Origin of the sequence: Coleofasciculus sp. (assembly GCF_046539235.1) — a bacterium.
Classification (GTDB): domain Bacteria; phylum Cyanobacteriota; class Cyanobacteriia; order Cyanobacteriales; family Coleofasciculaceae; genus Coleofasciculus.
The window spans coordinates 1-21,642 of sequence record NZ_JBKHHI010000072.1; the positions used below are offsets into that span (position 1 = coordinate 1).

Below are 21,642 nucleotides of genomic sequence, written 5' to 3' on the forward strand. Positions count from 1 at the left end.
CCAATGGTATTGAGTAGGGGGTTAGCGGATGTTTCACTTTTTTTACACATTCAAAGCCTCTCCAAATAAAAAAATATATTCCGCTTCCCTCTCCTTGTAGGAGAGGCGTCGGGAGAGGTTCGGAGAGAGGTTTGGAGATGGGTTTTCCAGATCCCGCAACTATCGTTTATTCCCTCATCCAAATACGGCTAAACCCGCCCCGATTGTTCCAGACGTAACAGTCTTGAGATAAAAACAAAGCGCTCTCGCTAATCGCAGAATCTTCCTGATTACTGGGGGTTGAAACTGTTGCCTCGCCTCACCACAACACTTATTCAGCAGCCCCTAAATATTGTAATAAGACCGATACCACTGCACAAATCGTTCCACACCCACTTCAATCGGCGTATTCGGTCTAAATCCCACATCTTGCATTAAATCATCCACATCCGCATAAGTAATCGGTACATCTCCCGGTTGCATGGGTAGCATATTTTTCACAGCCATTTTGCCCAAACATTGTTCTAGAGTTTCGATGAGTTGTAGCAATTCAATCGGTTGATTATTGCCAATGTTGTAGAGTTTGTAAGGTGCAGAACTTCTCGAACCAGGCGAAGCGTTTCCTGAGGCTTCCGGCGGCGGAATCTTACCCATGACTCGCACCACCCCCTCGACAACATCATCAACGTAGGTAAAATCCCGTTGCATCCGACCATAATTAAACACATTAATCGGCTGTTCAGCGAGAATGGCTTTGGTAAATAAAAATAATGCCATATCGGGACGATACCACGAACCATAAACCGTAAAGAAGCGCAAGCCTGTTGTCGGGATGTTATACAGATGACTATAGGCATGAGCCATTAATTCATTCGCTTTCTTGGTAGCCGCATAGAGGCTAATGGGACAATCGACATTATCCTGTACCGAAAAAGGCACTTTCGTATTCGCGCCGTACACCGAACTGGATGAAGCAAACACCAGATGCTTGATATCAGAATGGCGACACCCTTCCAGGATATTGGTGAAACCCACCAGGTTACTATCCACATAAGCGTAGGGATTTTTCAAGGAATAGCGAACCCCCGCCTGCGCCGCCAGATGGATGATAAACTCAAAGGATTCTTGGGCAAATAACTGGGCAATCCCTTCGCGGTCTGCTAAGTCTAGTTTATAAAAGCGAAACCCAGGTTGGTTCTCTAGTTGCGCCAGTCGGGCTTGTTTGAGGGAGACATCATAGTAAGCATTCAGGTTATCCAGTCCAATCACGGTATCACCCTGGGCAAGTAACCGTTGACTGAGGTGGTATCCGATAAAGCCGGCTGCGCCTGTAACTAAAACGTTGACCATAGATCTTCTTTTCTCTAAACTCTTACCTTAAATTAACTTACTCAGAATTAATGCTACACTGCTTTAACTTAACTGGAATATCTGATACTATACAACAAGATTGTCGAGCATGGAGGCTTTGTCGTCCTATTTTTTAGATTGTTTGGCTTCTGGTTTCTCTGAGAACTCGACGGGTAATCTTGAATCGCTACTATGGAAATCTCTTATCTGCAACAATGGCTCACGACACCCACTTATAAAATACGCAGTTCTCAGCTTATATTTTGGTTCAGTTTGAGCCTAACGTTCTCTGTAATTTACAGCGTCTTAGCCCTAGAGCTAGCGTTTCGCGGTAACTATCTGATTGATAGTGATGCTCGTCAGCATGTATTCTGGATGCAGCGGTTCTTAGAACCTGCCCTATTTCCCAATGATTTAATTACTGATTACCATCAATCGGTAGCACCTTCTGGATATGCCGCCCTTTACTGGTTAATCGCTCAGCTAGGCATCCCTCCACTGATTTTGAATAAATTGTTGCCCAGTTTATTGGGTGTAATTACAACTAGCTATTGTTTTGCCACTTGCTTGCAGTTATTGCCTGTACCAGCCGCAGGATTTATTGCCTCTTTAGTTCTCAATCAAACGCTTTGGATGCGGTATGATTTAGTCTCAGGTACACCCCGGGCGTTTATTTATCCACTATTTTTAGCGTTTTTGTACTATCTATTGCGGCGATCATTGCTGCCCTGTTTAATCGCGATCGCGCTCCAAGGATTATTTTATCCCCAGTGTGTATTCATTTCATCAGGAATTTTAGTATTACAGCTATGGCGTTGGCACAGAGGACGACTTTGTTTGTCTGGGAATAAACAGGACTATTTATTTTGTGTAGCTGGACTAGGAACGGCGTTGTTGGTTATGCTGCCTTATGCGTTACAATCCTCTGAGTTTGGAGCCGTTATTACGGCGGCACAAGCTAAACTATCACCTGAATTTTTACCGGGTGGACGGACGCCTTTTTTTCATGACAATTTTTGGGAGTTTTGGTTTTACGGGAAGCGCAGTAGTATTGTACCCCGCCTGTCAAGGATCACTCCACTAATTTATACAGGTTTATTTTTACCGTTTCTCTTGTGGAAGTCATCTCAGTTTCCTTTGGCAAGACAGGTGACTCCTAAGGTGCAGGTTTTAATTCAAGGTGTTATCGCTTCTTTGGGTATGTTTGTTATTGCCCATGTTCTCTTGTTCCGGCTACATCACCCCAGCCGCTATACGATGCACAGTTTACTGGTATTGCTGGCATTAGCGGCAGGAATCACATTGACGGTAAGCTTACAGGCTTTGTTTGGTTGGGCAAAATACTCGGCTAAATCTTACCCATGGAAAGGATATTTAGCTAGGGGTACTACAGTGTTTTTGGCAATTGTGCTGATTGTTTATCCCGTTTTTACGCCATTTCCCTATACCAAGTACAAACAAGGTAAGGAACCGCTTGTCTATGAGTTTTTTAGCCAGCAACCCAAAGATATTATGATTGCTTCTTTATCAGAAGAAGCCAATAATATACCCAGCTTTGCCCAACGCTCGGTTCTAACTAGCGAAATGTATACTATTCCTTATCATGTTGGATACTATAATCAAATTCGCCAAAGAACAATTGATTTAATCCGCGCTCAGTATAGTGGAGACTTAACCTTAGCACGAAACGTAATTGAAACCTATGGAGCAGATTTTTGGCTTCTGGATCGCACCGCCTTTACTCCGGAATATATTAGGGGAAGTAATTGGTTGATGCAGTTTTCGTCTGCCAGAGAAGTCGTGACTGATCTTGAGCAGGGAATCATACCAGCGTTGTCTGGTATTATGGAGGAATGCTCAGTTTTGGCAACAGAATATTTGGTTGTTTTAAAAACAGATTGTATAGTTAAATTCGCTCAAAAAGAACAGAATTAAAGATTTTTTCTCAATAATATCCGATTGATAGATTAACCGGAAATCAAACAATAAAACCTAGATGATTTTCAGGCGCGATCGCACCCAAAAAGATGTAGGGGCTTTCTTTAGGAATTAAAGGAACTAACCAACTTCAAACTCAACAACTTGCACCCGCCCTAATCACAACCTAATTTTTTCGATTAACCTCAAACCCAATAACAAAAAATACCTGATTTAAAACCGCGATCGCTACCGGAAAATATCCGGTAAAAATGAGGATGATAGAGAGCGTTTGGGCGAGAGGTGGGGACAGGGCGGGTTTTGTAGAAAGGTTATGGGTGAGTCGGTTGAGTTTGTCCCTAAACCCGCCCCTACGTTAGATTTTTTACCCCAATATCCGACTTGATAGATTAACCGGAAACCAAACAATAAAACCTAGATGATTTTCAGGCGCGATCGCACCCCAAAGATGTAGGGGCTTTCTTTAGGAATTAAAGGAACTAACCAACTTCAAACTCAACAACTTGCACCCGCCCTAATCACAACCTAATTTTTTCGATTAACCTCAAACCCAATAACAAAAAATACCTGATTTAAAACCGCGATCGCTACCGGAAAATATCCGGTAAAAATGAGGATGATAGAGAGCGTTTGGGCGAGAGGTGGGGACAGGGCGGGTTTTGTAGAAAGGTTATGGGTGAGTCGGTTGAGTTTGTCCCTAAACCCGCCCCTACGTTAGATTTTTTACCCCAATATCCGATTAGATTATAAAGGTGCTTCTGCGGCGTAAAAAATGATAAATATTCCTGATCTTCAGCAAATCAACGCCTAACGTACCCTACCGATCTAACCATCTAGGATTGAGTTTTCATGAGCCTGACAATCTCGCTGAGGGTTTGCGATACTGATCGCGGATTCCAGCCTAAGTCTTGACGGGCTTTGGTTGCATCGACACGCACGCACCGATCATAGATGTAATGCACCCGTTCCCGACTCAGAGGCGGTTGCCAATTTAACAGGCGTCCGATGGGGTCAAGCAGGTTTCCCGCCAGTCTCACCAAGGGTTTGGGGGCTTCCGCCGGCACCGGAATTCCGGTGTCTTGACTGAGAAGGGTGAACATCTCACGGGTGGAAAGATCACCCGCCGAAATGATATATTTTTCTCCAGGTTGACCATTTTGGGCTGCCAGAATCATGGCGTTGGCTAAGTCATCGACGTGGACAATCCCTGTGATGCGATCGCCCCCCGCCCATACTTTTAAGCCGCCTTTGAGAAATTGCTTGAGTACCGGACCAAAATGGGGGTCATCTGCACCAAAGATACCAGAGGGGAGGATACTCACCACGGGTAAGCCTTGGGCGGCAAATTGGTCTACAATTTGTTGGGCTTGGTATTTAGTGCTGTCATAAGCCCCGGAAAAGTCGGTTTGCTGGCGTTGGCAGGTTTCATTGACGACTTGACCTTTGGTGTCGCCAAAGACGCCAATGGTGCTGCAATAAACGAGTTTGGATACACCAACGGCTTGAGCCACCTCTAAAACAGCGCGGGTTCCCTCAACATTCACCCGTTCCATTTCCTTGGCATCCACGAGTCCTAATTCCACATAAGCGGCGGTGTGGAATACCCAGTCTACACCCGTCATGGCTGTTTTTAGGGCGTCGCGATCGCTAATATCGCCGTAAACCAGTTTGACTTGGCAATCCGAGAGACGCTGAAGGTTGCTAGACTTGCGGACGAAACCGACAACGGTATCCCCCCGTTGTTCTAAAGCTTTCACTAAATGAGAACCGGTAAATCCATTTGCTCCGGTGACTAGGGCTTTCATCACACCTCCTGGCTTTTAACTAACACTTAGGTTGAATGGTACTAACTTAAAAGGAATATCGCTGACTCCTGTAGCCAGGAAATAAATTTCCGGCTGAAAGCTAAAGTAAGCTAAAGCTTACTGGGGAAGCCTTTGAACCCGTTGAAACGGGTTTAAGCTCTTAGCAGATTTTCTATTGATTTTGTAAAAGTTCTCGAATTCGTTGACGAAATAACCGCACGGCTGTTCGCTGTCCTTGGGTATTACTTTGTTCAAGAAAACCGGGAATCTCGGTTACAGGTAAAAATGGAAACGTCATGCTTTGTTCTCTCGGTTCATATTCTCCTTCAACAAGTTGATAAACCTGGAGAGTTTGACGAGTATATCTCCACAATTCCGGAACACCCAACGCCGCATAAATGGATTGTTTATCGACAGAGTAACTGGTATAATCTGACTCAATCGCTAAATCAGGCGGTGGGTCAATTTCCAGATTGATTCGTCTACCTCTGACTCGTGATTCATTTTGGATATAGAAACAGGTATCCGGCTCAATAAAACGAGTTAAATCTTCGCGCTTTAAACTCAATGCACCGACTTTCTTAACTTCTATTTCTAGCTCATCGGCGATGGCTTCAATAAAGCTTTCCAGCATCCCTTTTGGGACTTCATGGTCTTCCAGTGGCATCCTGATTTCTAATACTCCCTGATCATAAGCCATTCTACAGGATCGGTCTTCACCAATTTCCGCCAGTAATGTCTTAAAGGTTTGCCAGCTAACGCCTTTTAAGGTAACGACTGGTTCAGCGCCCCTTTTTTGGGATTGAGGCGTTGGTGTTGCTGTTGTCATAGTGAACTGCCCTTGATACCTTGATTCAATTGTAGTCCCTGCCTAAGCTGGGCGTAACTATCGTCTTGATCGAACTAGAAGTTAGAGCATTGATCAATAAAATATAATACCAGGTAGTGGCATAGCACACCTAATTTTATAGATTAACCATTAGCCCCGAAACTGTAGGGGCGCATAGACGTGCGCCCGATTCAATGGTCAAATCTATTCCACCATTTTAGCTGGGTCATAGCACTACAAATAGAGGCTGTGCGTAAGTCCTAAGTCAGAACAATTAGACTGATACTGACTACAGCGTTTTTTCATAAATCCGATAGGTTTTATAAATTGTCCCCCCCGACGCTTCAATCAACTTACGAGACGGAAAATTATCTTCCCACACCCAACCCAATTCTGCCCGCTTATAGGGCTTGCCTTTCTTAATTCCCCCTTGCATTCCCAAATAAATTAACGCCAGAGGCACCATTTTGCGGCGATATTCTGGCAATGAGGCAATGGCAATCACTCGTCCTTGGTCAATCTGGCGACGATACCAAAGAAACTTAAGAATTCCTAGCCAGTTGAGTTTCCCCTTAATCTGTTTGAGGGGAATATTATAGTCCGGTAATCCCATGAAAAAGCCGATCATTTCACCCTTATCTTCGGCAATGGGAAAAACATCTGGATCAACTAAACTCTGTAATGACTTGGCTTCTTCTAGAAATTCGGCTTCCGTTCTCGGTGCAGAACTCCAGTTGTTGGCAAAGGCACGGTTAAAAAGGTGATAAAGACTGATACAATCCTGTTCAAATCCTTCCCCTTTAGTTCTAATCGGACGAAACGTGATCCCCGATTTACAGGCAATCTGATAGGCTTTCTTAAATTTATCCGATAAGGGCTTATCGAGGGGAAAATCATAAGCATAAGTATCCTTAGCTTTCTGCCAACCGTCTTTTTCCAAAAATTCGGGATAGTAGGGGGGATTATAGGGCATCATCACCATGGGCGGTGTATCAAAGCCATCGACCAAAAATAAACAATTATTGTGGGTCGATAAATCAATCGGTCCCCGCGCCACAGTCATCCCTTGTTCCCGCAACCACTGACAAGCCGCATTCAGGAGAGATTGCGCGATCGCGAAATCTTTGACACATTCAAAAAACCCAACTAAACCAACCGTTTTGCCCTCTCGTTCAATTAACCGCTGATTCACCGCCGCCACAATTCGCCCCACCGCTGGGGAAGGGTGGGACGAGTCGAGGGCAATAAATTGCTGTAATTTGCCGTAGCCAAAAAAGGGATTATCGGGGGCAAATTGCTTCGCTACATCGCTACGCAGGGGTGGCACCCAATTGGGATCATTCCCATAAACTCGTGCAGGTACATCCAGAAACAAGTCCTGGTCGGCTGGAGTGGCTACAGTGCGAATTTTATCATTTGTCATTTGTCATTCGTCAAATAACCAATAACCCAGGACAAGTTAGGCGCTGATCATGGGTTTATATAAAAAATCCCGTGTTGCTACCATCGCGGCGACTAACTTATCCATTTCCTCTTTAGTATGCAGAGCATTTGCCGTCATCCGGATGCGGGGTTTGGCAATAAACCAAATGGGTGATACCCAAATCCCATGATTCTCTAACATGTACTGACCAAACAATTTCGGATTAATTTCTGAGGGTAAAATAACTGGGATAACATTGGTTTCACCAATAGCATCAAATCCGGCTTCGACTAAACGCGATCGCAAGTAGCGAGTATTTGCCTGAAGCTTTTTCACCATGTCGGGATGACGGCGCACTTGACGAATGCTCTCCAAGGCGGCGGCGGCTAGAGGTGGCGACAAGGAAACCGTACCAATCGACGTGGGCGAAACATTTAATAAGGGAATCAATTCTGCCAGAGGACTGCTAATTGCCGCCCCTGCTGATGCGGCAAACTTGGAGAATGTGGTCATAATCAGCGGCACAACACCTTGCTCGATGGTGTATTGGGGGAGGATGCCAAAATGCTCGTATATGCCGCCACCTGTCGCCCCAATCGCCCCACTAGCATGAGCTTCATCCATGACCAAGACACTGCCTTCGTAATGTCGCAGCACCTCGATCATATCGGGGAGGGGGGCAATATCCCCATCCATTGAGAACACTGCATCAGAAATCACCATAATTCGATCTTGGGGACGAGCATAGCGACGCAGTTTCCGCGATAAGTCCTCTACATCACAGTGGCGATAGGCTCTCACCCGCACACGCGGACTATGACCAAATAACTTTCCAGAACGAGTTCCCGCGTTGACGACGGCTGAGAGAATACAGCCATGGTTGAGGACATCAGTCAAAATTAATGTCTCACGGGTATGCTGAAAGCCAGGAACGGGAATAGCCAAATGGCAGAACGCATCCATTAGGGCTTGCATCGCCATCCACGCATTCAAAAAGAGTTGGGTATGGGGTAGGTGCTTAAACTCCGAAATCTCTTGCTCGAGCTGCCGATGTAAATCGATGCGACCACTCAGGACTGAGGTTGAACTGTTGGACGTACCATATTGAAAAATAGCATCAACCGCTGCTTGGCGAACCGCCTCGTTCTGAACCAGACCCAAGACATCATTCGTACAGAACGTGAGAACCGTCTGACGCTTTCCTGTGGCGACTGATTCTATCTCGACTAAATTCCCCTGCTTTTGATGGCAAACATATTCGTCGGGCGCTAATCCACTTTCGTACCACCGTTGGACGTACTCTTTGACAACTTCCACAACCTTACTCCTCTCACCTTTTCCTAGATAGACTACCGCTTCTAGCTAAAAATGTGTGTTTTTTTCTCAACTTTAAGTGATTATCCCGACTGAATATCAAGCTCCATGTTGGCGATTTTATAGAGTACACGGTAATCCTATATAATACGGGGTGATTGGACAGGGCGGCTTATGACAGACAATAATGCTGGCACATTGGCGATCGCTCTCGTTGGTGCTTTTTTGATTTCTGCTCTAGCAGGGTAGCATAAAACGCCACCCCCTGCGGGATTTGTTTTAATCCAAGCCTCCGGAATACCCCACAGACAATTCATTCCCGAGTAGAGGCACGACATGTCGTACCCCTACAGGTAGCTTAATCTTGCTCCTACACTCTCACACCTCTACACTCAGGCAATTTCAACCGAAAACCTTTCGAGCAATCTTCCTTAACCTGTCGGTTGAGACGATGCAGGTTGAGACGATGCCGAATTCAATTTAGGAGCAGTTATTGGCGGCGAGGAAGGTGGTTTTTCTTCCCATCCTGGAGGCGCAAACTGGGGCAAAATTTCCCGGCTGAAGGCTTCGGCGGCTTTGGAACGGTAGCGATGGGGATTGACGATTAAAGACAACGTTCGCTTCACCACGACGCCTTCTATCGTTGCTCGGTGTAAGACACCCATTTGCAATTCTTTTTCAATGGCTGAAATAGACACAAACGCTGCACCTAATCCCGATTGCACGGCGTTTTTAATTGCCTCAATTGAGTTGAGTTCCATCTCAATCTTCAGGCGTCGGGTATCAATATCACAGCGCGTGAGAACCTGGTCGATTACCTTACGAATCGTAGATTGGGAGTCGAGCGCAATAAATTGTAACTTATACAAATCCTCCTTATGCACGGTTCCCACCTTCGCCAGGGGGTGAAAGACGGGTAAAATTAGCGCCAACTCGTCTTCCGAGTAGGGCATAATATGTAAAGTTTCTTGAAGATCCGTGGGGACTTCACCGCCGATGATGGCTAAATCAACCTGTCCATTGGAAACAGACCAAGAAGTACGGCGCGTCGAGTGAACTTGTAATTGTACCGACACATCGGGATACTTCTGTCGAAACAAGCCAATCATTCGAGGTAAGAGATAGGTTCCCGTAGTTTGAGAGGCGCCCACAATCAGCGTCCCACCCTGGAGATTCTGTAAATCCTCAATCGCCCGACAGGTTTCCTGACAAAGGGTGAGAATTTTTTCACCGTAGCTTAGGAGTAAGTGTCCGGCTTCTGTCAATTGAGCGCGACGCCCGCCTCGGTCAAATAAGGGGACATCAAGCTGTCGTTCCAAGTTCTGCACTTGTAAACTCACAGCCGGTTGGGAAACGTACAAACTATCCGCCGCACGTTTAAAACTACCCTCAGAAGCGATTGCTTTGAGAATCCGGAGTTGATCGAGAGTGAAAGGAAGGTCAGACATAGGAGCTAAACCATCAAAAAAGGAGCAATAACAGGCAATCCTAGGGGGGTTGAAGATGGGATTTAACGTCAACGATAGTAGGAATTGCCAACAACGAACGTGTAAACCTGTGCCTGAAATCGACAGTAACACAACACGGGATCAAGTCCTTGAGTATTCTTGCTAGGATGAATTGGGCAACTTTCTCGACATCAGGATTTATGGGGGTCTGGACTAACGTGACATTCAGTCATTTGGTAATGGCTGGACTACTTTTGGGATTTGCGATCGCGCACAGTGGTCTAGCTGCACTGCGACCTTGGGCTGAACAACGGATTGGCGCGAGGTTCTATCGAATTTTATTTGCTCTGGTTAGCCTATCTCTTGCTGTTGTATTAATTATTTACTTTTTCAACCACCGCTATGATGGGATTCAATTGTGGCGGGTGCAGGGAATTCCGGGGATCAAGTCCCTAGTCTGGTGGCTTTCAGCGATTTCTTTTTTGTTTCTCTACCCCGCCACATTCAATCTGTTAGAAATCGCCGCCATCCAGAAACCTCAAGTTCATCTCTACGAAACCGGAATCATTCGCATTACCCGACATCCGCAAATGGTGGGACAGGTGATCTGGTGTATTGCTCACACCCTCTGGATTGGCACCAGCTTCACCCTACTCACCTCGGTGGGATTAATTTTGCACCATTGCTTTGGCGTTTGGCATGGGGATCAACGACTTTCCCAGCGCTATGGTCAAGCCTTTGAGTCCGTCAAAGAGCGTACCTCGGTTTTTCCCTTCCTTGCCGTGATGCAAGGACGCCAAACCCTGAAATGGGAAGAATTTATCCGTCCCGCCTATCTTGGGGTAATCGGGTTTATTGGCTTGTTGTGGTGGGCGCATCCCCTACTTATGCGAACAACTGCCCAAATAAATTGGTAGAATTAATGGATTTATTGTTCAAATAATTCCAATTCGATGTAGCATGATCCCAAGGAAGCGAGTAAAAATTCAATAGAATTCGAGGGATCATGGTGTTGTCGGTGAACGAGCAGACGTTTAAGCAATGCGTCTTAGAAAACTCCAAGATGGTTCTGGTTGATTTTTGGGCACCCTGGTGTGGGTTGTGCCGCCTAATCCAGCCAATGTTGGAGGACGTACAGCAGGAATGGAGCGATCGGATTGAAGTGGTGCGGGTGAATGCGGATAATAGTCTCAGGCTTGCCAGTGCCTATCAACTCAAATCGTTACCCACCTTGCTCTTATTTGAAAACGGTCAGTTAGTGGAACGATTAGAAGGCTTTCAAGGACGAGATGACTTGCGCTTGGCGATTCAAAATCTGATTAGGAACAATCAATCCCAGTTTTCAGCATCCATTGGGCAAGGTTTAACTCATACCGCCTTAGAGAGTGCCACTCAATCAGCCGCCTAGTATAGAAAGGCAGAGGACAGAGGACAGAGGGCAGGCGGCAGGCGGCAGGCGGCTGTAAGGTTGGCGATATCTGCTTTTTCGCTTATTGTTAACGAATAAGTATTTGCAGCCACGATGCACTGAACTATTCGTTTTTTTGAGGTATCACTATCAGCAAAATTAATCAACCCAGGAATTTTCTTATAAAATAAGTATTTCTACTTGAGGTTGGCTCACACCGAGCCAACTTTCTTTTTGTATAGGTATATGTCACAGTTGTTAACGGTTTGTCAAAATAGTAAAGAAATCTAAAGTAAGCTGTCTTCCATGGAACCGCTTTATCAATATGCCTGGTTGATCCCGGTCTTGCCCTTGGCAGGGGCAATGCTAGTCGGCTTAGGGCTTATCTCATTCAACAAAACCACGAATCAGCTACGGCAGTTATCCTCCGTGTTCGTCGTCTCCCTGCTGGGGGCGGCGATGGTGCTGTCGTTTGCCATCTTCTGGAGTCAATTTCACGGACATGCACCCTTTACCCGTACCCTGGAATGGGCGGCAGCGGGGAATTTTCACCTGATGATGGGTTACACCATCGACAACCTGACGGCGTTGATGCTAGTAGTCGTTACTACCATCGCCTTTCTGGTCATGGTTTATACCGACGGCTACATGGCACACGACTCCGGTTATGTGCGCTTCTATGCCTATTTGAGCCTGTTTAGTTCCTCAATGTTGGGTCTGGTGATTAGTCCCAACCTGATACAGGTTTATATTTTCTGGGAACTGGTGGGCATGTGTTCGTACCTACTCATCGGATTCTGGTACGATCGCAAAGCTGCCGCCGATGCTTGTCAAAAAGCCTTTGTGGTTAACCGGGTGGGGGACTTTGGTCTCCTTTTGGGTATCCTGGGGCTGTACTGGGCAACCGGTAGCTTTGAGTTTGATGTCATCGGCGCCCACTTAGAAGCCTTTGTCGAATCCGGTTATATTAGCAGCGGACTCGCCGCCCTGTTTGCTGTATTAGTCTTTTTAGGACCCGTTGCCAAATCTGCTCAATTTCCCTTGCACGTTTGGCTTCCTGACGCGATGGAAGGTCCTACCCCAATTTCCGCATTGATTCACGCCGCGACAATGGTGGCGGCTGGGGTATTTCTCATCGCCCGGATGTATCCCGTGTTTGAAAATATCCCCCTAGCGATGACAGTCATTGCCTGGACGGGAGGATTTACCGCCTTTTTAGGGGCAACCATCGCCCTGACCCAAAATGACATCAAAAAGGGTCTTGCCTATTCCACCATCTCCCAGTTAGGCTACATGGTCATGGCAATGGGGATTGGCGCATACAGTGCCGGGTTATTCCACCTGATGACCCATGCTTATTTTAAAGCCATGCTCTTCCTCTGTTCCGGTTCCGTGATTCATGGCATGGAAGCCGTGGTGGGTCATGATCAGGACTTAGCCCAGGATATGCGGCTAATGGGGGGTTTGCGGAAGTATATGCCGATTACTTCCCTAACCTTTTTAATTGGCACCCTGGCAATTTGTGGAATTCCTCCCTTTGCTGGATTCTGGTCAAAGGATGAAATCTTAGCCAATGCCTTTGCCGCATCTCCGGGACTGTGGGTTGTGGGTTGGCTAACGGCTGGACTGACTGCTTTCTATATGTTCCGCATGTATTTCATGACCTTTGAGGGCGATTTCCGGGGGAATATCACCAGTATTAAGGAACAAATCAAAGGGGCTGTGGCTGAACCCGTACCTGCCTTTGGACCCGGTGCCATGGATAGGCGGGAATTAGAGACTAAGGATCATGATCATGGGCATAGTGAGTCTCCCCATGAATCCCCTTTAACCATGACCTTATCTTTACTGTTACTCGCTGTCCCCTCAACCCTGATTGGTTTGGTAGGGATGCCCTTTGACAACTACTTTGAGGAATTCATCCACGCCCCCGGAGAAACTGTGGCGGAAGTGGTGAGTCATGAAGCGGCGTTTAACTGGAGTGAGTTTCTGGTGATGGCGGGTTCCTCAGTAGGGATTGCTTTAATTGGCATTACCGTGGCGTCACTGATGTACCGGATGGGTCAAATTGATCCAAGTGCGATCGCGAAAAACTTTACATCGCTTTACAAGTTTTCCCTCAACAAGTGGTATTTCGATGATATCTATAATCGGCTGTTCGTCCAGGGAAGTCGCCGCCTAGCCCGCCAAGTGATGGAAGTAGACTACCGTGTGGTGGATGGTGCGGTTAATTTAACCGGTTTAGTTGCCCTGATCAGTGGTGAAGGACTCAAATATCTCGAAAACGGTCGCGCTCAATTCTATGCGCTGATTGTCTTTGGGGCAGTTCTCGGTTTTGTGATTGTTTCTGGGTTGTCTTAAAAATGTGTCATTTGTCATTTGTCCTTTGTTCTATCCTGTGGCAAATTGTGTCTCTGTTGTCATTCGTTCAGAGTTAGTTCACTTGATAACGAATGGCTAATGACTAATGACTAATGACGAATAACCAATGACCAATGACCAATGGCTAATGACTAATGGCTAATGACTAATGACCAATGACCAATGACTAATGACCAATGACCAATGACCAATGACCAATGACCAATGACTAATGACTAATGACTAATGACTGATTTTCCTTGGTTAACCGTAATTATTCTGTTTCCCATCGTCGCTTCTCTGGGTATTCCTTTATTACCGGAGAAGAATGGCGTATGGGAACGCTGGTATGCCCTGATTGTTGGGCTAATTGATTTTACGTTGATAGTTTGTGCCTTCGTCACAAACTATGACTTTGCCAATCCGGGGCTGCAACTGGTTGAAAAATATGCTTGGGTACCCACGCTGGACTTGAATTGGTCGGTGGGGGTGGATGGCTTATCGATGCCGTTGGTACTGCTGACGGGGTTTATGACAACGTTGGCAATCCTGGCGGCTTGGCCCGTAACCCTAAAGCCTAAGCTGTTTTACTTCCTGATGCTGGCAATGTACGGCGGTCAAATTGCCGTATTTGCAGTTCAGGATATGCTGTTGTTTTTCCTGGCGTGGGAACTGGAGTTAATTCCGGTTTATTTGCTGCTTTCGATTTGGGGTGGCAAGAAGCGGCTGTATGCAGCGACGAAGTTTATTCTGTATACAGCAGGGGGTTCGCTGTTTATTTTGATTGCAGCCTTGGCGATGGCATTCTATGGGGATACTGTCACCTTTGATATGCGATCGCTCGCTTTAAAGGATTATGCCCTAAATCTGGAACTGTTGCTGTATGCGGCGTTTCTGATTTCCTACGGGGTGAAGTTACCGATTTTCCCCTTACATACGTGGTTACCCGATGCCCACGGCGAAGCCACTGCACCGGTTCACATGTTGCTGGCGGGGATTCTGTTGAAGATGGGCGGATATGCCCTAATTCGCATGAATGCCGGGATGTTACCCGATGCCCATGCCTATTTTGCCCCAGTGTTGGTGATTTTGGGGGTGGTGAATATCGTGTATGCGGCATTAACTTCCTTTGCCCAAAGGAATCTGAAGCGCAAGATTGCCTATTCCTCGATTTCCCACATGGGCTTTGTCTTAATCGGGATTGGGTCATTTACCGACTTGGGTTTGAGTGGGGCGGTGTTGCAAATGGTGTCCCACGGTTTAATTGGTGCCAGTCTGTTCTTCTTAGTTGGGGCAACCTATGACCGCACCCATACCCTGATGTTGGATGAAATGGGGGGCGTGGGTCAACGGATGCGGAAGATTTTTGCCATGTGGACGACTTGTTCCATGGCGTCTCTGGCGTTACCGGGGATGAGTGGCTTTGTGGCAGAGTTAATGGTGTTTGTCGGATTTGCTACCTCGGATGCCTACAATTCCACATTTAAGGTAATCGTGGTCTTTTTGGCAGCCGTTGGGGTAATTCTGACACCGATTTATCTGCTGTCCAATCTGCGGGAAATCTTCTACGGTTCCGAAAATAAGGAATTGGTGGAACACGAGGTTTTGCAGGATGCGGAACCGCGTGAGGTGTTTATTATTGCTTGTTTGCTGGTGCCGATTATTGGTATTGGCTTGTATCCCAAGCTAATCACGCAAATGTATGACTCGACAACACAGCAGTTAACCGCCCGGTTGCGCGGTTCGGTACCGACGTTGGCTGAAGGGAAACCCCCCATGGTATCGATGGTAGCGCCGAAAATTGGGGGACGCGATCGCGTGGAGTTAGAGGTGCCGCCACCTGTGCGTTAGCGCTGCTGGTTTCAATTTTAGGTAGGGGTACGGCAATGCCGTGCCTCTATTTTTTTGACATTTGGTCGTTTTTGTGAATTTGTTGTACTCAAAATTCTGGTGACATTCAAGAAACACTTTTTGACATAAGCGGTTGAGGAAAGGGCGACCCAAGTAAATTAAGTGGAGTGGAGTTGTTAATTGATGCAAGCGGGTCGCCCCTACAGGATTTTCATATCAGTACCCTATCTGAGGGCGCACGTCTATACCGTTTTCTTTTGTCCGACTAGTTAACAGGCGAATCATCTACCGGATCAGGCGGAGAATTTGGTGGCTCAATACCCTCAATCTCTAAACGGGTTTCACTATCAGCCGTTGGATTCACATTCAGTAGCGACTCCGTTTCAGATTCTTGTTGCAGGCTTTCCTCCGCTTCCGGATTGTCTTCCTGGAGAGTGCGAATTTCTCGCTCTAATTGCTCCCATCCCTGCTCGAAAAATTCTTGAGTGGGAGTTCTGGCTTGAACCATTGCTCCACTCGTTATGCCAATTGTGGTGAGAATTGTAGTCAGTATAACAATTGTGAATTTCATGGCGATCGCCTTGCTTAAATTACTGTTGTAGAATGCCGAGTCTGAAACTCTGCCAGCCTCACCCTGAATCTATAAGAGTTAGAAAAACTTTCCCCGCTTCAGAACGGTAAATCTACTGCTCTGAGGTTGACGTATATTTACCTTTATGATATATATTTTAGCCTAAGTTTCAGGAACATGTCTGAAAACCGTTTCCAGAAGAAAAAGGTACAGATGAGGAAGATGCAGAAGTTGTAGAGAGGTTGCATCTTCCTCTCTACTCTACCTGTTCCCTGTTTCCTGACAAATAACTATTCCTCCAACCGATACCCCAACTCGGCTAATCTCAGACGAGATTGTCGCCACTTAGGTTGCACTTTCACAAATAATTCTAGATAAACTTTACCGGCAATTAACTTTTGAATTTGCTGACGCGCCGCCGAACCAATGGTTTTCAGCATACTGCCCTTTTTGCCAATTAAAATTCCTTTTTGCGACTCCCGTTCAACGTGAATCGTGGCGAGGATGCGGGTAATTTTAGGTTCTTCCTCAACAGCATCAATGGTAATCGCGACGGAATGGGGAACTTCCTGGCGAGTCAACAGCAGAATTTGCTCTCGAATTAATTCTCCCATAATAAAACGTTCGGGTTGATCGGTGACTAAGTTCGGCGGATAATAATAGGGACCTGATTCTAGCCGATCAATTAACTGTTCCTGCAAGGTTGCCAACCCGTCACCTGTCAAGGCAGAGAATTTTGTCACCTGCCACTTGTGGGGATCTGCCAGTTGATGATACCCTTCATCTAAGCCTTTCCCTGGCGATTGTAAATCCGATTTGTTAATGCCCAGAATCACAGGTGTTGAGGTTTGGCTGAGTAGATTACTAATATAGCGATCGCCTCCTCCTACAGGTGTCGCTCCATCCACGACAAACAACACTACATCCACCGCTTCAATAGCAATCCTAGCATTTTGCACCAACACTTTCCCCAATTGATGATGGGGCTTGTGGATTCCTGGCGTATCCACAAAAATCAGTTGAGCATTGTCTGTTGTCAGAATCCCCTGTAAGCGGTTGCGAGTGGTTTGGGCGACGGGGGAGGTGATCGCAATTTTCTGCCCCACCAATTCATTCATTAACGTCGATTTGCCCACATTCGGGCGTCCAATGATACCGACAAAGCCAGATTTAAATCCCTCTGGGGCTTGAGGAATCATTACGGCGTCTGCGTCGGGAATTAAGGTGAAATTGTTGCTGTCTTCCATATTTATATTCGAGCGACAGAAGCGTTAATACAATTCTAAGTAGGTGGGGACAATTAAAGTTAACGGTGGGGAACTCGCTATCGCGAGAAGCAAGCTACGTCATTCGTCATACTCGCTATCGCGAGAAGCAAGCTACGTCATTTGTAAAGATTTGAGGCTTGTTAACATAACTTCATAAGGTTGAGTTCATTTGCACCAACCGACTGAGTAATAACCATAGAGACGAATATGGCACATCTATCTAACTGTAGGGGCGGGTTTAGGGACTAAATTCACCTATTCACCGATAACGGAAAAACAAAACCCGCCCTCCCCACCAATAACGGAAAAACAAAACCAGCCCTCCCCACCAATAATGGAAAAACAAAACCAGCCCTCCCCACCAATAATGGAAAAACAAAACCAGCCCTCCCCACCAATAACGGAACAACAACATCTATCTTTATCTACATAATTGATAAAACATACTCCCCTTCATTAACGGCATAATTCTTAGCAACACTAAACACCAAACCATCGGATTCAGCCTGAACGTCAATTATTTGAGGTAAACCCCCTTTTCGATTAAAACTCAGTAATTGATACAAAGGCTGCTCGGCTTGAATTTGACTGCCCAACGGAACTCGTGATTGAATCATCCCCCCGACTGGAGCATAGTATTGTTTAATTTGGCTTTTTATGGTAAATTTAACCGATTGATCAGTAGTGTTTTCTAGGGGCAAATCCGGACAATCGACCAGTTGTTTTTGTGTCAGATAATTTTTGATCCCCAGAACTCCTTTTTTTACCGAGTCGGGATTCATTTCCATCCCCGAACCCAGTTCGAGTGTCCAAGACTCGACATCAAACTGAATCGCTTTACCAAAGGCGGCTAATTGCTTCTCCAATGCCAACCACGGCTTCATAAAAGCTTCGTCAAAGGCATCACCGTCATATTCATTCATTAAAATTCCGCGATCCAAGAGAAAAGCTTTGGCACTTTCCTCACGACTCTGGAAACAATACAAATAATCAATCGCCTGATTGGTGGAACTATGAATATCAATCACATAGTTAGCATCTAAACAGAGAGATTGAAGCTGATAGCGATAGCGTTCAGTAAAAGGAAGTCCGCTAGGAGAATTTAGTTTATTCCTGTGTTGTTCAAAGCTAGCTTGAATGCGTACCAAATAATTTTTGCGAATTTCTTCAGGAGAGTAATGTATCTGAACTTCAGCAAACTCAGTTAAATTCTCACATTCTTTTTCGTAATCCCAAAATATCCGATTCCAATCTTTACCATCGTAGGGATTGAAGCGCCCAGTGGCAAAGAAATGATTCCGCTGGTTAGTGCTGATGGGATTACAGACAGGAACTAGCCAAATTTCTCCAGTGAGTTGACTATCCTCTAAGTGGCTGAAAAATTCAATCAGTTGGTGAATGACAGCATTGCCAACAATTTCTGAACCATGGAGATTGGCTTGAATGTATGCCTTTTTACCAGGGTTTGCACCAATAAACTTATAGACTGGGATAGAAAGGCGATCGCCTGAGGCAAGATGCTGAATCGGAATTGTGGTAACGGTGGGAACCATAGGGATTGGGTACAGGAAAGTATGAGGGCTAGGGTGTAGGGTGGGCGGAGACAGCTAAATCGTTGCTAACATAAGAATCTTAACGGCATCATCTCGATCATTATGGGCAATAGTTTCGGGCATCTGTTTCGGATTACGACTTATGGGGAATCCCACGGCGGCGGTGTCGGTGTGGTGATTGATGGATGTCCACCCCAACTAGAGATTTCCGCCGCAGAGATTCAGTTTGAACTCGATCGCAGGCGTCCGGGACAAAGCAAGATTACCACCCCGCGCCAGGAAACCGATACCTGTGAAATTCTCTCGGGCGTCTTTGAAGGAAAAACCTTGGGTACTTCCATTTCTATCTTTGTCCCCAACAAAGATACCCGCCCCCAAGATTACTCAGAGATGGCGGTCAAATATCGCCCATCCCACGCCGATGCCACCTATGATGCTAAATATGGGATTCGCAATTGGCAGGGCGGTGGACGTTCCTCAGCACGGGAAACCATTGGTCGAGTGGCGGCGGGTGCGATCGCGAAAAAAATCCTTAAACAGGTTGCCAATGTGGACATTGTTGGCTATGTTAAACGAATTCAAGACTTAGAAGGCATCGTTGATCCCCACACCGTCACCCTGGAACAGGTTGAAAGTAATATCGTCCGTTGTCCTGATGGTGAATGCGCCCAACGAATGATTGAAAAAATCGAACTCATCCGGCGTGAAGGGGATTCCATTGGTGGGGTAGTCGAATGCGTCGCCCGCAATGTGCCAAAAGGACTAGGAGAACCCGTCTTTGATAAGCTGGAAGCAGATCTCGCCAAAGGGGTGATGTCTTTACCCGCTAGCAAAGGCTTTGAGATTGGTTCTGGCTTTGCCGGAACCTTACTCACGGGTTCTGAACATAATGATGAATTCTATCTCGATGATACGGGAGCGGTGCGGACGACAACCAACCGTTCTGGTGGCATTCAGGGAGGTATCACAAACGGAGAATCGATTATTTTGCGAGTGGCGTTTAAGCCCACTGCTACTATACGAAAAGAACAGCGTACAGTGACCAGTACCGGTGAAGAAACAATACTAGCAGCCAAAGGGCGTCACGACCCTTGCGTCTTGCCCAGGGCTGTGCCTATGGTAGAAGCAATGGTCGCCTTAGTATTATGTGATCACCTACTGCGTCATCAGGGTCAGTGCCATACATTAAAGCCTTAAAAATCCGATGGAAAGCAGTCCTTCCTCTGAGTTCGTTGTCCAATTCTGGGGCGTGCGGGGTAGTATTCCCTCCCCTGGAAAAGAAACCATTCGCTACGGCGGGAACACCTCCTGTGTGGAGATGCGTATCGCTGACAAACGCCTAATTTTTGATGGGGGTACCGGTATCCGGATGCTGGGGAAACATCTAAAGCCCCAACTCCCCGTTGAAGCCTATTGGTTTTTTACCCATTATCACTGGGATCATATTCAGGGCGTACCCTTTTTTGACCCCGCTTTTATCGAGGGTAATCTGTTGCATATTCATGGCGCCGCACCAGATGGGGTGTCCATGCAGCAGCATTTCAAAGAACGGGTATTGCATTTGAATTCCCCGGTTCCGAAACGAGAAATCCAGGCGGATTTGAAGTTCTATGACTTAATCTGTGGCGATACCATGACGCTAGGGGATATTACGATTGAAACCAGTCCCCTGAATCATCCCAATGGGGCGATGGGGTATCGGGTCACTTGGCAAGGACGTTCGGCGGTCTACTGTACCGATACCGAACATTATCCGGATCACTTGGATGAAAATGTACTGAATTTAGCTCGTGATGCGGATATCCTGATTTATGATGCCATGTACACTGACAAAGAATACCACAATCCCAAGTCTCCCAAAGTAGGTTGGGGACATTCGACCTGGCAAGAGGGGGTAAAACTCGCCAAAGCCGCTGGAGTTAAGCAACTGGCGATTTTTCACCACGAACCGAATCATTCCGATGATATGCTTGATGAAATTGCCATCGAGGTAAAAAGTGCTTGTGAAGGGTCGTTTTTGGCAAAGGAAGGACTCATTATTCCGCTTATCTAGAACACCAATCCAGTAATTGAAATCGATGCTAGAACCACAGCTTCCGTGAAGTCAACTGTGTATTCTGTGCGGCTTTAAATCTTTATCGCAACGAATACATCAGTTAACAATCGGTTGGTTCAGGTTGAAGGGTTGATGAAGCCGGCGGAGAATTCGGTACGCATTTATGTGTTGGATGCGGGTGCGGTACGGAAAACGATTACATACGGCTCAGAAAAACCTCGACAATCGGAGACTTTCATTCTATGATGCGAATAAGCTGATTTTTGACGGGCGAAAGCGGGGGCGAAAACCCCGGTCAGCCGTCAAAACGCTAGGAACCTTGAAAATTAAAGATTTCAGCCGTTTTTGGAAAAGGGCGAAAAAAGCAAAAAGTCCATTTCAGCCCCTGGATTCCGTCAGCCGTCAAAAGTGGCTGTGGGAGTCCCGGCTAGAAAGGGTTTCCAGCGGCGGGGTTTCCTACTAATGAATCCCGGCAACGGGATTGAAAC

At 46.3% G+C, this 21,642-nt stretch carries 16 protein-coding genes and 1 pseudogene; 8 read left to right on the top strand and 9 right to left on the bottom strand.

The window, feature by feature from the left end:
• Positions 1-324: 324 nt before the first annotated feature.
• Positions 325-1,329, bottom strand: a complete 1,005-nt coding sequence (locus ACLFWI_RS08955; RefSeq protein ID WP_446412652.1) for an NAD-dependent epimerase — start codon at positions 1,327-1,329, stop codon at positions 325-327.
• Positions 1,330-1,521: 192 nt separating this feature from the next.
• Here ACLFWI_RS08955 and ACLFWI_RS08960 point away from each other — a divergent pair, with 192 nt between their 5' ends.
• Positions 1,522-3,264 (top strand): hypothetical protein, encoded by a 1,743-nt coding sequence (locus ACLFWI_RS08960; RefSeq protein WP_446412653.1) that lies wholly within the window; start codon positions 1,522-1,524, stop codon positions 3,262-3,264.
• 836 nt (positions 3,265-4,100) lie between these two features.
• On the opposite strand, the gene ACLFWI_RS08965 is transcribed toward ACLFWI_RS08960, so the two are convergent.
• From ACLFWI_RS08965 to ACLFWI_RS08985, 5 genes are all read right to left on the bottom strand, one after another.
• Entirely contained in the window at positions 4,101-5,072 is a 972-nt protein-coding gene (locus ACLFWI_RS08965; RefSeq protein ID WP_446412654.1) for an NAD-dependent epimerase/dehydratase family protein, read from the bottom strand.
• A gap of 172 nt (positions 5,073-5,244) precedes the next feature.
• Complete coding sequence (locus ACLFWI_RS08970) at positions 5,245-5,901, bottom strand: Uma2 family endonuclease (protein ID WP_446412655.1); 657 nt, start codon at positions 5,899-5,901, stop codon at positions 5,245-5,247.
• Positions 5,902-6,190: 289 nt separating this feature from the next.
• On the bottom strand, positions 6,191-7,324 hold the full coding sequence (locus tag ACLFWI_RS08975; protein ID WP_446408278.1) for a hypothetical protein: 1,134 nt from the start codon (positions 7,322-7,324) through the stop codon (positions 6,191-6,193).
• A gap of 36 nt (positions 7,325-7,360) precedes the next feature.
• Positions 7,361-8,641, bottom strand: coding sequence for an aminotransferase class I/II-fold pyridoxal phosphate-dependent enzyme (locus tag ACLFWI_RS08980; RefSeq protein WP_446412656.1), 1,281 nt, complete (start codon positions 8,639-8,641; stop codon positions 7,361-7,363).
• Between the two features lie 428 nt (positions 8,642-9,069).
• Positions 9,070-10,086 carry a LysR substrate-binding domain-containing protein gene (locus ACLFWI_RS08985; protein ID WP_446378824.1) on the bottom strand — a complete coding sequence of 339 codons (1,017 nt, stop codon included), beginning with the start codon at positions 10,084-10,086 and terminating at the stop codon, positions 9,070-9,072.
• A gap of 239 nt (positions 10,087-10,325) precedes the next feature.
• Between ACLFWI_RS08985 and ACLFWI_RS08990 the strand changes: the two genes are divergently transcribed.
• From ACLFWI_RS08990 to ndhD1, 4 genes are all read left to right on the top strand, one after another.
• Positions 10,326-11,003 (top strand): NnrU family protein, encoded by a 678-nt coding sequence (locus ACLFWI_RS08990; protein ID WP_446412657.1) that lies wholly within the window; start codon positions 10,326-10,328, stop codon positions 11,001-11,003.
• Between the two features lie 89 nt (positions 11,004-11,092).
• Positions 11,093-11,494, top strand: a complete 402-nt coding sequence (gene trxA / locus ACLFWI_RS08995) for a thioredoxin (protein WP_446412658.1) — start codon at positions 11,093-11,095, stop codon at positions 11,492-11,494.
• A gap of 306 nt (positions 11,495-11,800) precedes the next feature.
• Positions 11,801-13,855, top strand: coding sequence for an NAD(P)H-quinone oxidoreductase subunit 5 (locus ACLFWI_RS09000; RefSeq protein ID WP_446412659.1), 2,055 nt, complete (start codon positions 11,801-11,803; stop codon positions 13,853-13,855).
• 246 nt (positions 13,856-14,101) lie between these two features.
• A complete protein-coding gene (gene ndhD1, locus ACLFWI_RS09005; RefSeq protein ID WP_446412660.1) occupies positions 14,102-15,706 on the top strand; it encodes a photosynthetic/respiratory NAD(P)H-quinone oxidoreductase subunit D1 in 1,605 nt (534 codons plus the stop codon).
• Positions 15,707-15,971: 265 nt separating this feature from the next.
• Here the strand turns inward: ndhD1 and ACLFWI_RS09010 are convergent, their stop codons facing one another.
• The 3 genes from ACLFWI_RS09010 to ACLFWI_RS09020 form a co-directional block, all read right to left on the bottom strand.
• Positions 15,972-16,277 (bottom strand): hypothetical protein, encoded by a 306-nt coding sequence (locus tag ACLFWI_RS09010; protein WP_446412661.1) that lies wholly within the window; start codon positions 16,275-16,277, stop codon positions 15,972-15,974.
• A gap of 290 nt (positions 16,278-16,567) precedes the next feature.
• On the bottom strand, positions 16,568-17,524 hold the full coding sequence (gene era, locus ACLFWI_RS09015; protein WP_446412662.1) for a GTPase Era: 957 nt from the start codon (positions 17,522-17,524) through the stop codon (positions 16,568-16,570).
• A gap of 446 nt (positions 17,525-17,970) precedes the next feature.
• Complete coding sequence (locus ACLFWI_RS09020; protein WP_446412663.1) at positions 17,971-19,098, bottom strand: succinylglutamate desuccinylase; 1,128 nt, start codon at positions 19,096-19,098, stop codon at positions 17,971-17,973.
• Positions 19,099-19,200: 102 nt separating this feature from the next.
• Here ACLFWI_RS09020 and aroC point away from each other — a divergent pair, with 102 nt between their 5' ends.
• The 3 genes and pseudogenes from aroC to ACLFWI_RS09035 form a co-directional block, all read left to right on the top strand.
• Entirely contained in the window at positions 19,201-20,295 is a 1,095-nt protein-coding gene (aroC, locus tag ACLFWI_RS09025) for a chorismate synthase (RefSeq protein ID WP_446412664.1), read from the top strand.
• Positions 20,296-20,302: 7 nt separating this feature from the next.
• On the top strand, positions 20,303-21,151 hold the full coding sequence (locus ACLFWI_RS09030; protein ID WP_446412665.1) for an MBL fold metallo-hydrolase: 849 nt from the start codon (positions 20,303-20,305) through the stop codon (positions 21,149-21,151).
• A 120-nt stretch (positions 21,152-21,271) separates the two neighbouring features.
• A pseudogene (locus ACLFWI_RS09035) lies at positions 21,272-21,400 on the top strand (CRISPR-associated endonuclease Cas2); the annotation flags it as partial.
• Between the last annotated feature and the right edge of the window lie 242 nt (positions 21,401-21,642).